This window comes from Streptomyces sp. NBC_01454 (assembly GCF_036227565.1).
Lineage (GTDB): Bacteria > Actinomycetota > Actinomycetes > Streptomycetales > Streptomycetaceae > Streptomyces.
The window spans coordinates 1,177,710-1,191,184 of sequence record NZ_CP109460.1 but is presented as its reverse complement, the minus strand read 5'-3'; the positions used below and the strand labels follow the sequence as shown (position 1 = coordinate 1,191,184).

Here is a 13,475-nt window from a genome sequence, read left to right as displayed (position 1 = left end):
CGGTTTTCGTCGCGGAGTTCAGGGTGTACGGTCCCGTCAGGCCGAGTCGGCCCACGGCCAGGTCGGCCGGCTCGGCCGCCCCTCCGCCGCGGCCGGCGACAGAGGGCCCGCACGCGGGAAAGGCCGTGCTCCATACGGTTACTGACGCCCCGTCAGGTAACTTCGCGAGGGCGGCGGACCGGGGTCACTGCGGGCCGTCGGGCACCGCGAACTCACACCACAGCGCCTTGCCCGCACCGCGCGGCTCCGCGCCCCAGCGGTCCGCGAAGGCCTCGACCAGCATCAGCCCCCGGCCCGAGGTCGCGGTCTCCCCGGGGCTGCGCCGCCGCGGCCACCGGCTGGAGCGGTCCTCGACCTCCAGCCGGATCCGCCGCGGGGTGCCGGGCAGCAGCTCCACGGAGACCAGGGCACCGCTCTCCGTGTGGGTCAGCGCATTGGCGATCAGCTCGGAGGCGGCGACCTCGACGTGGTGGGCGACGGCGCCCGCCCGCCACTGGTCCAGCGTGCGGCGCAGCGCCGAGCGGACCTCCGCCGTGCCCGAGGGGTCGGCCTGGTGGACATGCAGCCGCAGCCGGGGAGTGGTGGCCGGCCCGGGGCCGGGGAGCCGGTGCAGCAGCAGGAGCGCCATGTCGTCCTCCGAGCCGGGGGCGGCCCACAGCTGGTCCGAGAGCCGGTCGGCGAGCGCTTCCAGCTCCGTAGGGCCCTCGCGGACGGCCTCGGACAGCGCGTCGATGCCGGAGGAGATGTCGTGGCCGGGCCGCTCGACCAGCCCGTCGGTGCACAGCAGCAGCGTCGACCCGGGCTCCAGGAACAGCTGCGTCTCCGGGAAGTGGTCGTGCCCGAAGGCGGTGGCCAGGCCCAGCGGCAACCCGCCACGGACCTCGGGCCAGTCGATGTGCCGGGAGCTGTTGCTGATCAGCGGCCCGAGATGGCCGGCCCGTGCGAGATGCAGCGCCCCGGACTCCAGATCGGCCTGGATGTAGGTGCACGTGGCGAAGCGCTCGGTGTCCAGCTCGGACAGAAAGCGGGAGGCCCGCACCAGCACGGTTTCCGGCGTGTGCCCCTCGCTGGCGTAGGCCCGCAGCGCGATCCGCAGCTGGCCCATCACGGCGGCCGCATGGGTGTCATGGCCCTGGACGTCGCCGACCACCAGCCCGGTGCGCCCCTGCGGCAGCGCGATGACGTCGTACCAGTCGCCGCCGACGTCCCGTCCGACGCTCGCCGGGTGATAGCGCACGGTGACCGCACCGCCCGCCAGGGGCGGCAGCCGGCGCGGCAGCATCGTCGCCTGCAGTCCCGTGGCGAACTCCCGCTCCTGGTCGAAGAGGGTCGCCCGCTGCACCGACTGGGCGACCACACCGGCCAGCGCCAGCGCCACATTCCTGGCCTCCGGCGACTGCACCGCGGGCTCCGCGTTGAACAGCCCCAGCGCCCCGATGACGGTGTCCTGCGCCACCAGCGGCAGGAACGCCGCGCTGCCCGTCGGCAGCACCTCGGTGTACGGGCGCAGCCGTGGAAAGCGGGCGATCAGCTCGCTCCGGCTGCTGAGGAAGAGCGGCCGCCGCGAACGCGCCGTGTCGGCCAGCGGCAGGGTGTCGTCCAGCCGCGAGGTCATCATGTCGTCGGGCACCTCGCCCTCCAGGCCGGCGGCGGCGATCACCTCGAACCGGTCGTTCTCGACCAGCCCGAGCAGCAGGCCGTCCGCGCCGAACCGCCGGGCGCCGCCGCTGTCGGTGAGCACCCGGGTCACATCCTTGACGGACAGCGCGCGGGCCAGCGCCGCGGTCGTCTGCTGCACCATCACGGTCTGCCGCTGCCGCTCCTGCTGGAGCGAGCGCAGCAGCGCGGAGTCCGCCAGCTCGCTGGTCGCCTCCCGGACGATGCCGATGATCCGGTACGGCATTCCGTCCGCGTCGTGCAGGATCCGCCCCTGGGAGTGGGTCCAGCGCTGGGTCCCGTCGCGGCACTGGACGCGGAAGTAGGAGCCGTAGGACGAGTGGCCGTCCCGCAGGGCCTGGGCGAGCGCCTCGTCCAGCCGCAGGCCCTCCTCCGGAGGGACCCGGGAGACCAGGGACATCGGCGCGCCGTCGTATTCGTCCGGGCGCAGATCGAAGACGTCCATGGCGCCGGGGTCCAGGTCCATGAACCCGTCGTCCAGATCCCAGTCGAAGGTGCCCATCCGGTTGAGTGACAGCCGCTCGCGCAGACCGATGGGCTTGTGGTCCGACACCCCGGGCGCGTCCTCCGTGACCGGGCGCCAGTCCCGGTCGGCCCGGGGGTCGTAGTCCTCGCCGGGCGATTCCACGAACCGGCCGGTCATGGCGCGTCACGTCGCGCGGCCCGGTCCTGCGCGGCGCGGGTATCCGCCGCTGCCGGGCAGCCGCGTGCCAGGGCGGGCCGCGCCGCGCCGAGCACGTCTCGTGCCCACGGTCGCGGGCCGTTGACCGGGGCCGATATCCACCGGAGCGCGGCCATGCGAACACCCTAGGCGCGGGCCGGATAACCCGCATTTCCGGCGCCGCAACCTGTGAGGCGTGCGCCCGTCAGGCGTGCGCCCGCGCGGGTGCGGATACCGGCCGGGTCTGCCGCGCCCGGTGCGCCAGGGTGGCCTTCCGGGTCGCCACGTCCACCGTGTACGCATCGATGGTCAGCCGGGCGCCGGACACCTTCAGCAGCATGAAGCCGTGGTCGGAGAAGTTCTGCCAGGCCGCCGGGTGCCCGAAGTGTGCCTTGCCGTCCTCCGTCTTGGCCGACGCCCCGCACACCACCTGCCGGGTGCCGCCCGTGCGGGCCGTCGGCTCCAGGATCTGCAGGGTGTGATCGTGACCGGACAGGATCAGATCGGCCCGGCCGGCCACCACGTTCTCGTACATGTCCTTGAGGTGGACCCCGCTGGTGTAGTTCCCGATCTCGAACCCGTCATAGGAACCGGCACTGCCGTGCTTGCCGTTGTTGAGGTACGGGTGATGGCCGATCACCACCTTCCAGCGGGCGCGCGAGGCACGCAGCGCGCCGTCCAGCCAGCTCCGCTGCTCGCGCATGTACGGCCCGTCCCACCGGTAGTGCGGGTCGAGCTGGGCGACGTACGAGGACCACGGAATGGTGTCGATCGCGAAGAACTCCACCAGCGGATCGGCGGCCGGCAGCGGCACGCTGTAGTAGCGGCTCGGCATGTACCAGCGCCGCGACGTGGCGGCGTAGGCGACCTCGCGGTCACCGCGGGACGGGTCGCCGCCGCTGCCGGGAATCAGCCCCGAGCAGTCGTGGTTGCCCAGCACCATCAGCCACGGCACATCGATGCCGCTGTTGGGCTTCTCGAACTTGTCCTGGAATTCCGAGTCGTCGGCGGATTCCGGCCCGTTCTCGTAGATGTTGTCGCCCAGACCCACCGCGAGACTCACTCGCTCGGCCCGGCAGACATCGCGTGCGGCGGCCGCCACCGCGTACTGCGCCTCGTCTCCCGTCCCCGCGTCCCCGGTGACCAGAATCGCGAACTCTCCCTTGCCATTGGGGTGTTCGGGGAACGGGAAGGCTCCCGGGGCCCCCGGGCGGGGAGCGGCGGAGGCGGGCGACTGTGCCGGCGACGGCAGTACCGCGAGCGCCGCGCCGGCCATCGCGCCGCCCAGCAGCGTCCGCCGGTTCACGAAGGGCAGCGTGCGCCCCGTCGTAGGCATCGACGGCTCCCCGGCCGCCGTCGCCGAGCCGGTGCGCAGCCACTCCTGCTCGGTCATGTCCGCCTGCGGCGGGATCAGTTCGTCCTCACACATGTCTGGATTTCTCTCACGGCCGTCGGAGGCGATGGTGACGGATTGATGAAGGCCAAGTGGACGTCTGGGAACGGGGAGCCCTGAATCTACGCGTCGGTAACAAAGCGTCTTCCGGGGACCGGCAGGGCGTAGCGAACGGTGTGAGCGCCGGGGAGAACGCCCCCGAGGCGCGCTCACCGATGCGACGTCAGACGGCGCAGTGTGCGGCCGAGATGACGGATGTACCGGCGCTGGAAGACGGGTACCAGTGGGCCGGCGAGGCGGGTGAGCGTCCGGGCGGGGCGGCTGAAAGCGGTCACCGTGAACCACACCGAGCCATCGGCGCGCAGTTCGGCGAGGAACGCCTCCTCGCCGCACACGGGATGCCCCTCGCGGGTCCCGTATCCGAAGCCGATGCGGTCCTCCTCGTCCGCCGTCCACACCACGGTGCACGGCGCCCGCACGCGCATCGGGCCGATGCCCGGCGCGACCTCGACCCGCACGCCCGGCGCGGCCCGCGGGGCGTCGGCCCGGATGCCGGCGCCCGCCGCACGGTGCATCCGGAAGGTGGTGATCGCCTCACCCGCCGCCGCCAGCGCCGCCCGCCCGTGGCCGATCGGCAGCTCCTCGTGGAGGTGGCGGTAGCCGGGCGGCAGCGGGGTGTGCCGGGTGCCGCCCTCCTCGGGGTAGTTCAACTCGCTCATGCGGTGCTCCTGGCAGCGGGGCGGGGACGGCGCGACCGTACGCGGCGAGCCGGCCGCGGGCAACGAGACCCGCCCTGTCCGCGGCGGCGGTGTTCGCGCCCCGCCCGCGGACGGGGCGCGAACACGGCCGTGACCGGTTACCGGACCGGGTGGGACCCGGACCGGGCGCCGTCTCACCCGTTCGGGTCCGCCGCCCCGTGCCGCCCCGCCCCCGCGGCGAACCGCGCCGCGCCCTCCTGGGCCTCGGCCAGGACGGCCTGCCCGTGGGCGAGTTCCACGGCCATGGCCGACTCCTCGTCCCGGCCCTCCTGGTCCAGCAGGGAGGCGCGGTCGCTGCGCAGGCACGCCTGCGGGAAACGGGCGATCTCCGCCGCCAGCAGCTCCGCCTCCGCACGAGCCGAACCGGCCGGCACCACACGGTGGACCAGCCCGATGGACAGCGCCTCCGCGGCCGGGACCGGCCGCCCCGTCAGCACCAGGTCCCTCGCCCGGCTCGCGCCGATCAGCCGCGGCAGCCGCACCGTGCCGCCGTCGATCAACGGCACGCCCCAGCGCCGGCAGAAGACGCCGAGGACCGCGTCCTCCTCCGCCACCCGGAGATCGCACCACAGCGCCAGCTCCAGACCGCCGGCCACCGCGTGCCCGGCGATCGCCGCGATCACCGGCTTGCCGAGCCGCATCCGGGTCGGCCCCATCGGCCCGTCCCCGTCCGCCGCCACGCGGTTGCCGCGCTCGGTGCCGATCGCCTTGAGGTCGGCACCGGAGCAGAACGTCCCGCCCTCGCCCCACAGCACCGCGACCCGCGCCGCCGCATCGGCGTCGAACTCCCGGAAGGCATCGGCCAGTTGACGTGCCGTCGGACCGTCGACCGCGTTGCGGGACGCCGGCCGGGAGAGCACCACCGTGGTCACCGGACCGGTGCGCTCCACCCGTACGGACATCAGGCCCCGCCCCCGCGCGCGGTCTGCGGCCGCACATGCTCCAGGATCGCCGTCAGATCGGTGCCGGCCGGCAGCGTGCCGAAGGCATTGCCCCACTCCCCGTCGAGCCGCGAGGCGCAGAACGCGTCGGCGAGGGCCGGGTGGCTGTACCGCACCAGCAGCGACCCCTGGAGCACCAGCGCCATCCGCTCCGCCAGCGACCGTGCCATCAGCTGCGCCCGCTCCGGACCGGCCGACGAGCCGAGCATCTTGCGGACGCCCGCCACCGCCGCGTCCAGCCGGCGATCCGCGCCCGCCGCGGTCTCCACCTCGGCGAAGAACGCCTCCAGCGCGGCCGGTTCCCTGCCCAGCGCCCGCAGCACATCGAGCGCCGCGACATTGCCCGAGCCCTCCCAGATGGACAGTAGCGGCGCCTCCCGGTAGAGCCGCGGCATGCCGGAGTCCTCGACATAGCCGTTGCCGCCCAGGCACTCCAGCGCCTCCGCCGCGTGCGCGCTGCCCCGCTTGCACACCCAGTACTTGCCGGCCGCCAGCGCCAGCCGGCGCAGCGCCGCCTCACCGGCGTCCCCGGCCTGCGAGCGGTCCACCGCCGTCGCCAGCCGCATCCCCAGCAGTGTCGCCGCCTCCGACTCGATCGCCAGATCCGCGAGCACCGAGCGCATCAGCGGCTGCCGGTCCAGCTCCCGCCCGAACGCCCGCCGGTGCGCGGTGTGGTGCAGCGCCTGCCGCAGCCCGGCCCGCATCCCGGCCGCCGAGCCCAGCACACAGTCCAGCCGGGTCATGTTCACCATCTCGACGATGGTCCGCACCCCGCGGCCCGGCTCCCCGACCGGCCAGGCCACCGCCTGGTCGTACTCGATCTCGGAGGACGCGTTGGAGCGGTTGCCCAGCTTGTCCTTGAGCCGCATCAGCCGCATGCCGTTGAGCGTGCCGTCCGGCAGCACCCGCGGCAGCAGGAAGCAGCCGAGCCCCTCCTCGGTCTGCGCCAGCGCCAGGAAGACGTCGCTCATCGGCGCGGAGGTGAACCACTTGTGGCCGGTGATGCGGTACGTCCCGTCGCCGGCCGGCACCGCGCGGGTGGTGTTGGCCCGTACGTCGGAGCCGCCCTGCTTCTCCGTCATCGACATGCCGGCGATCAGGCCCGACTTGGTCAGCGGCGCCCGCAGCCCGAAGTCGTAGCTGCGGGCGGCGAGCAGCGGCTCGTACCGCGCGGCGAGAACCGGTGCGGCGCGCAGCGCGGGGACCGCGGCGTAGGTCATCGAGACCGGGCAGCCGTGTCCCGGCTCGGCCTGCGACCAGACGTAGAACTTCGCGGCACGGACCAGATGCGCGCCGGGGCGGTCGTCGGCCCAGGGCGCGGCGTGCAGACCCCGCTCCACGGCCACCGTCATCAGCTGATGCCAGGCCGGGTGGAACTCGACCTCGTCGACGCGGTGGCCGAACCGGTCATGGGTGCGCAGCCGGGGCGGATGCTCCTCCGCCCAGCGGGCCTGGTCCTGGACCGCCGCCGAACCGGCCAGCGCACCGAGCTCGGCGACCTCCGGTACGCCCCACTCGGCCCCGTCCCGGCGCAGCGCCTCCAGGAGGGCCGGCTCGTCCGCCGTACTGAACCCGGTCAGCGGCGGAGCCTGATTCACGACTTCATGGGTGACGGTCATACCCTTGACGTTACAGAAGTCGAACAGATGCGGGAAGACTGTAATGGAGGGCCTCGCTAGAGTTTCGGGCACATATGAACGACGACGACACCGGCACCAGCGGCGACCCGGCGGCCACCGCGCTCGCCCTGCGGCCGCTCACCGCCCGCTCCATCGTGCTGAGCACCCTGCTGGGGCATCACCCGCCGCGGCTGCCCGCCCGTGCCCTGGTGCGGGTCGGCGAGCTCTTCGGCATCGCCGAGGGCACCGTGCGGGTCGCGCTCTCCCGCATGGTGGCCGCCGGTGACCTGCGCCAGAGCGACGGCGCGTACGCACTCACCCCCCGGCTGCTGGACCGCCAGACCCGCCAGGACGAGAGCCGCGCACCGAGGACCCGGCCCTGGCACGGGGACTGGGAGATCGCCGTGGTCACCACCCCGGAGCGCCGGCCGGCCGCCGAGCGCACCGCGCTGCGCCAGGCGATGGCGGCGCTGCGGCTGGCCGAGCTGCGCGAGGGCAGCTGGCTGCGCCCCGCCAACCTCGACCGACCCCGCCCGGCCGTCGTCACCGAGCAGTGCACCTGGCTCACCGGCACCCCGGACGGCGACCCCGCGGCGCTCGCCGGCCGGCTGTGGGACCTGCCCGGCTGGGCACGGCGGGCCCGCGACCTGAGCGCCGCACTGGGCGGCGCCGCGACCCCCGCCGACCGCTTCACCGTCGCGGCCGCCGCACTCCGCCACCTCCTCGCCGACCCCCTGCTCCCCGCCGGACTGCTCCCCGAGAGCTGGCCCGGCGAACAACTCCGCCTGCACTACGCCGAGTTCGAGGACGAGCTGGGCGAGCTGCTGCGGCAGTACGTGGGCGGGTAGGGGGCTATCCGCCGGCCGGCCCCTTCCGGCGGCGCAGTTCGTAGCCGGCCAGCACCACGGCCACCGTCAGCAGACTCAGCCAGAACTGCGCCCGGCTGTCCGGCAGGAACGCCATCGACCCGATCACCACCGTCATCAGGGCGATGGTCAGCCGGCTCAGCCACGGGAACAGCCACATCCGCAGCGTCAGCCGCTCCGGCTCCGTACGCTCCAGCTTCCGCCGCATCCGTACCTGCGCGACCGCGATCGCCAGATAGACGAACAGGGCGACGGCACCATAGGAGTTGATCAGGAACGGGAAGACGACATCGGGTGAGATCCAGGCCGCGATCACCGACAGATAGCCGGCGGACGTCCCGGCCAGCAGCGCCCTGCGCGGGACCCCGCCCCCGCTGACCTTCGCGAAGCCGTGTGGTGCGTCCCCGTTGCGGGTGAGCGCGAACAGCATCCGGGAGGACGTGTACAGCGCGGAGTTCAGGCAGGACAGCACGGCAATCAGCACCAGGGCGTTCATGACCGTACCGGCCGCGGGGACGGCGAGCCGGTCCAGCACCGCCGCGTACGGACTCACCCCGACCGCCTTCGAGGTCCACGGCACCACCGCGACCACCAGGAAGACCGACAGCACGTAGAACGCCACCACGCGCAGCACGATCGAGCGGATCGCCTCCGCCACCGCCCGCTCCGGCTCGGCCGATTCGGCGGCCGCGATCGTCACGATCTCGGCGCCGGTGAAGAACCCGACGCAGGGCACGACACCGGCCAGCACCGCGCCGGCGCCCGCGGGCGCGAACCCGCCGTGCGCCGTCAGAGTGCCCAGACCGCCCGGCGAGCCCGGCCACAGCCCCAGCACGTACAGCGCGCCGAGGAAGAGGAACACCACGATCGCCAGGATCTTGACCGACGAGAACCAGTACTCGAACTCGCCGTAGGAGCGCGCCGAGACCATGTTGGTCGCGGTCAGCAGCCCCATCAGGACCAGGCTGACCGCCCACAACGGGGCGCCGGGAAGCCACAGTTGGACGATCCGGCCGCCGGCCACCGCCTCGACGGCGACCACGATGACGAAGAAGTACCAGTACAGCCAGCCCACCGTGAACCCGGCCCGCAGCCCCAGGGTCTCGCGGACATGGGCGTAGAAGGACCCCAGCGCCGGGCGGGCGACGGTCATCTCGGCCAGCATCCGCATGATCAGCACGGTGAGCACCCCGGCCGCCAGGAACGACAGCACGGCGGCCGGACCGGTGGCGCGGATGACCACTCCGCTGCCGACGAACAGCCCGGCCCCGATGACCCCGCCCAGCGCGATCAACCGCATATGGCGTTGCTTGAGCCCCTGCCGCAGCCCGCCCGGCGCGGCCGGCGCCTCGGTCCGTGCGGTGCTGTCGTCCCGAATCGTTCCCGTACTCATGGAGGCCGACGCTAATCGGCCCACCATGCAGGGCCATTGCCGCAATGTTTCAGCAGCCGGATGCCGGCAGACGGAGGACGGCGAACGGGATACGGGATACGGGATACGGGCATGGATTCCGGCGGCGGGACCTCCATGGCGGGCCCGGCCCGTCGGCGTCCCGCTCTCACAGCGGCAGCACGCACACCGGGATCGGCGCCGCGAACGGCGCGCCGGCGCTGCGCAGCGCTCCGGTCCGGGCGTCCACCGCGAACACCGTCACCGACCCCGACTTCTGGTTCGCCGCGAACAGCCACCGCTGATCCGGCGAGAAGGCGATCTGCCGGGGGAAGTCCCCGCCCACCGGCACGGTGTCCAGCAGCCGCAGCCGCGCCCCGGCCGCCTCCACGGCATAGCGGGTGAGGCTGTTGTCACCGCGATTGGCGAGATAGGCGAAGCGGCCGTCCCGGGTGACCAGGATCTCCGACGGGAAGCTGGTGCCCGGACCGGTCCCCGTCGACTGCGGCGCACCGGGCACGAGCCGCCCCGTCCGGCGGTCGTAGCGGCAGACCACGACCGTGTTGTCGACCTCGTTCGCCAGATAGGCGAAGGCCCCGGAGGGGTGGAAGGTCAGATGCCGGGGGCCGGCGCCGGGCCGCAGCGCCGCGGTCGACACCTGGACGAGCCGTCCGGCCGGCTCGTCCAGCCGGTAGGTGTAGACGGTGTCGTTGCCGAGGTCGACCGCCAGCACGAAGCGGCCGTCCGGGCTGCTGAGGATCTGGTGGGCATGCGGCCCGTCCTGGCCGGGACCGGGCGGCGGGCTGGAGTGCGTGACCAGGTCCGTGCGCGCGCCCAGCGCCCCCGTGGCCGGGTCGATCGGATGCACCGCCACACTGCCGGAGAGGTAGTTGGCGCTCAGCAGCCGGCGCCCGCCGGGATGCACCGACAGATGGCAGGGCCCCGCGCCGCCCGTCGACCGGGACCCCAGCACCACGGGCGGCCCGTCCGGCCGCAGCGCCATGGCCGTCACCGCGCCCTGCTCCTGCTCATCGACCGCGTAGAGGGTGCGACCGGACGGCGCCACGGCGAGAAAGGAGGGATCGGCGACCCCCTCCACGACCCCGGTGGTGGTGATCTGCCCAGTCGTGGTGTCGTACGTGCCGACCCCGACGCCGGTCCCGCCGCCGGGCGGGGAGGTGTACGTCCCCAGGAAGAGCGGCCGGGTGCCGGGGGGCCGGCGGCCGGGACGACGGGTGGCGGGTGCGGGCCGCGCGTCCTGCCTCGTCGGCAGCCCCGCCCCCGTCCCGGCGGTCGCGGTCAGCCCGGCCGCGACGCCGAGGAACCGCCGGCGGCCGATCCCTGCCCCGGCCCTCGTTCCCGTACGTGTTGCGCTCATGCCACACCTCGGTGGTCGGCGGTGCCGGTAGGCGATCGGTCGGTCGGGGAAAGCCTGGCTCGTCCGGCCCGTGGAGGCAAGCAGGGCAGGGCGTGAGGCCCCGGTGTGCCACCCACCATGACGGCCGTGTCGGACGGTTGACCCTGACATGCCCCTACATCCTCATGATGACCACCAGCCCCACCCGTAGCACTCGAGTCGTACGGCACAACACATACGCGGACGGATTCGCCGGGCTCTCACCGCTCATAGGTTTGTGATCAAGGTACGGAGCTGATCGGGAGGCCACGGAGATATGTACGGCAAGGCATTCGCCCCGGAATACCAGGGCGAGTTGGGCTCGGCGCTGGGTGTGAACTCCTCCTACGAGGAGGTGTTGGCCACGGCGAGTCGCGCACACGCCGAGGCGGGCACCGCACTGGAGCGGGCCCGGGCCGCGCTCGCGGTCGCCGAGGCCAACCGGCGGCTCGGCCGGGTGACGGAGGCGGGCGAGGCCTGGCGCGAGAGCTACCGCAGTGCCCGCACCGCGGGTGATGCCGGCGCCAGGGCCTGGGCGTTGTGGAGCGGTGGCACCCTGGCGCGGCAGTGCGGATCCCTGCCGCTCGCCCGTCGGCTGCTCGCCCACGCCGTCACCCTCGCCGAGGGCAGTGGCGACCGCCTCGCCCACGGCTATGCGCTCGCCGGCCTGGCCGAAACCGGCCGTATCCAGGGCGACTACGCCGCGGTCGCCGCACTCCACGAGGAGTTGCTCGCACAGGCCCAACAGCACGGCGAGGCCCGGCACACGGTCTGGGCGATGTCGGGCATCGCCCAGATGCACCGCAACACCGGCGGGTACGCCAAGGCCCTGGAACTCTTCGAGGAGTCCGCCCGCATAGCCGCCGACGCGGAGGACCACCGCGGGCGCGCCTGGTCGCTGCGCGGCGTCGCCGACGTCCTGTCCGTACAGGGCGAGACGGACCGGGCGCTGGCACTGCTGTCCGAGGCGGAGGCGATCTGCCGCACCATGGACCTGGCGAGCGCGCTGGCCTACAACCACAAGATGCGCGGCAATGTCTTCTACCGCGCGGGACGTTACGAGTGCGCGCGCGAGACCTACTCGGTCGCGCTGCGCGAGTTCCGCGAGATGCAGGAGCCGCGCGGGGTGGCCCTCTCCCGGCTCGGACTGGCCAAGTCCCGCGCCCGCCTGGGCCGTGACCGGGACGAGACGCTGACCGAACTCGCCGCGCTGGAGCGGGACTTCCGGCGGATCGGACTGCGTCACGCCCGCGACATGGTCATCGCCTTCCGTGCAGAGCTGACCGCCCGGCCGGCGCCAGAAACTCCTGCTCCTCGGTCCGGTGCCACCACGCTCCGGTCTCCCGCAGTTCCCGCCACGTCGTGAAGCGGTAGCGGAAGACCCGGGCCCTGATCCGGGCTGGCGGCACCTCGGGGAACGGATTGCTGCGCAGCAGCCGCAGGGTGTCCCGGTCGTTCTCCAGCAGCCGCGCCACGAACGGCACGAACCACGCCCGCGCATAGGCGGGCGACAGCGCGGCGAACCACATCAGCCAGTCCAGCCGCAGGTGGTACGGCGCGAACTGGCGCGGCAGCCGCCGTACCCCGCCCGGCTTCCCGTGGAACTCGTACGCCAGCCAGATGGTCTCCGGCCCGGTCACCGCGTCCGCCGTCCCCTCCACCACGATCTCCCGTCGCACCCGGGTGATCGTGCCGAAGGCCCCGTACGAATTGACCAGATGCAGCGACTCGTAGGACGTGTTCATCATCTGCTGCCGGGTCAGCAGATTGCGTGCGGGCCGGTAGCTGAGCGCGAGCACGCCGGCGGTGGCGAGGAGGACCAGCACCTCGAACCACAGCGGCGGCGCGCCGGACGGTGCGGACGGCCCGCCCCACAGCGGGGCGGCGGCCGACAGGGCGAGGGCGATGGTCACCCAGTTCAGCCAGGCGAAGTTCCCGGACAGCACCAGCCACAGCTGGGTGATGACCATCGCGGCGGCGGCCCACCCGGCAATCGGCTGCGGAGTGAACAGCAGGACCGGGACGGCGAGTTGCGCGACATGGTTGGCGGCCGTCTCGACCCGGTGGAGGGGCCGCGGCAGATGGTGGAAGAACCAGCTCAGCGGGCCGGGCATCGGCTGGGTCTCGTGGTGGTAGTACAGACAGGTCAGATCCCGCCAGCAGCGGTCGCCGCGCATCTTGATCAGCCCGGCCCCGAACTCCACCCGGAACAGCACCCACCGCAGCAGCCACATGACCAGGACCGGGGGAGCGGTGTCGGCATTGCCGAGGAACACCGCCAGCGAGCCGGCCTCCAGCAGCAGCGATTCCCAGCCGAAGCCGTACCAGGTCTGCCCGACGTTCACGATCGACAGATACAGCACCCACAGCGCGGCCCACATCAGCATCGCCGCCCACAGCGGGACGGCGTCCGCGGCACCCGCCGCCACGGCCGCGGACAGCAGGACCCCGCCCCACGACCAGAGGGCGAAGAAGCGGTCCGAGTAGTGCCAGTGGAACACCGAGGGCGCGGCACGGAACGGCACCCGCGCCACATACGCGGGCACCGGCAGCATGCCGCGCGCCCCGATGAGCGCGCGGAACTGGCGCACCGCCGCGAGGAACGCGACCAGATAGAGAACGGCCAGCGTGCGCTGGAAGACGAGCCGCCCCAGCCAGTAACCGGAATCCGAGAACCAAGCCACCCGCCCATGGGTAGCACTGCGGCCGCGCGCTCTGCGGCATGGCGCGCGGCCTCGACGGCGGGATCCCCGCTCACTCTTCAGCGTAGGGAG

10 protein-coding genes are annotated in these 13,475 nt (G+C 73.2%); 2 read left to right on the top strand and 8 right to left on the bottom strand.

Annotated features, from left to right (window positions below; genetic code table 11):
• Positions 1 to 184: 184 nt before the first annotated feature.
• The 5 genes from OIU81_RS05085 to OIU81_RS05065 form a co-directional block, all read right to left on the bottom strand.
• Positions 185 to 2,320: a SpoIIE family protein phosphatase gene (locus OIU81_RS05085; protein WP_329144259.1), complete on the bottom strand. Its 2,136-nt coding sequence runs from the start codon at positions 2,318 to 2,320 to the stop codon at positions 185 to 187.
• Between the two features lie 223 nt (positions 2,321 to 2,543).
• The gene (locus OIU81_RS05080; RefSeq protein ID WP_329144257.1) at positions 2,544 to 3,767 is read right to left on the bottom strand and encodes a metallophosphoesterase; all 1,224 of its coding nucleotides are present in this window, start codon (positions 3,765 to 3,767) and stop codon (positions 2,544 to 2,546) included.
• A 173-nt stretch (positions 3,768 to 3,940) separates the two neighbouring features.
• Positions 3,941 to 4,450, bottom strand: a complete 510-nt coding sequence (locus OIU81_RS05075; RefSeq protein ID WP_329144255.1) for a DUF1990 family protein — start codon at positions 4,448 to 4,450, stop codon at positions 3,941 to 3,943.
• A gap of 173 nt (positions 4,451 to 4,623) precedes the next feature.
• On the bottom strand, positions 4,624 to 5,391 hold the full coding sequence (locus OIU81_RS05070) for a crotonase/enoyl-CoA hydratase family protein (protein WP_329144253.1): 768 nt from the start codon (positions 5,389 to 5,391) through the stop codon (positions 4,624 to 4,626).
• Complete coding sequence (locus OIU81_RS05065; RefSeq protein WP_329144251.1) at positions 5,391 to 7,049, bottom strand: acyl-CoA dehydrogenase family protein; 1,659 nt, start codon at positions 7,047 to 7,049, stop codon at positions 5,391 to 5,393. Before OIU81_RS05065 ends, OIU81_RS05070 begins: the two co-directional genes overlap by 1 nt.
• A 74-nt stretch (positions 7,050 to 7,123) precedes the next feature.
• Here OIU81_RS05065 and OIU81_RS05060 point away from each other — a divergent pair, with 74 nt between their 5' ends.
• Positions 7,124 to 7,897 carry a PaaX family transcriptional regulator C-terminal domain-containing protein gene (locus OIU81_RS05060; RefSeq protein WP_329144249.1) on the top strand — a complete coding sequence of 258 codons (774 nt, stop codon included), beginning with the start codon at positions 7,124 to 7,126 and terminating at the stop codon, positions 7,895 to 7,897.
• A gap of 4 nt (positions 7,898 to 7,901) precedes the next feature.
• Here OIU81_RS05060 and OIU81_RS05055 read toward each other — a convergent pair whose 3' ends face one another.
• Together OIU81_RS05055 and OIU81_RS05050 are read right to left on the bottom strand one after the other, a co-directional pair.
• The gene (locus tag OIU81_RS05055) at positions 7,902 to 9,308 is read right to left on the bottom strand and encodes an amino acid permease (protein ID WP_329144247.1); all 1,407 of its coding nucleotides are present in this window, start codon (positions 9,306 to 9,308) and stop codon (positions 7,902 to 7,904) included.
• A 166-nt stretch (positions 9,309 to 9,474) separates the two neighbouring features.
• A complete protein-coding gene (locus OIU81_RS05050) occupies positions 9,475 to 10,683 on the bottom strand; it encodes a lactonase family protein (RefSeq protein ID WP_329144245.1) in 1,209 nt (402 codons plus the stop codon).
• Between the two features lie 295 nt (positions 10,684 to 10,978).
• On the opposite strand from OIU81_RS05050, the gene OIU81_RS05045 reads away from it, so the two are divergent.
• On the top strand, positions 10,979 to 12,067 hold the full coding sequence (locus OIU81_RS05045) for a tetratricopeptide repeat protein (protein ID WP_329144242.1): 1,089 nt from the start codon (positions 10,979 to 10,981) through the stop codon (positions 12,065 to 12,067).
• Here OIU81_RS05045 and OIU81_RS05040 read toward each other — a convergent pair.
• Positions 11,961 to 13,385, bottom strand: a complete 1,425-nt coding sequence (locus OIU81_RS05040; protein ID WP_329144241.1) for a lipase maturation factor family protein — start codon at positions 13,383 to 13,385, stop codon at positions 11,961 to 11,963. The two genes, OIU81_RS05045 and OIU81_RS05040, sit on opposite strands and share 107 nt — an antisense overlap.
• Positions 13,386 to 13,475 lie beyond the last annotated feature (90 nt).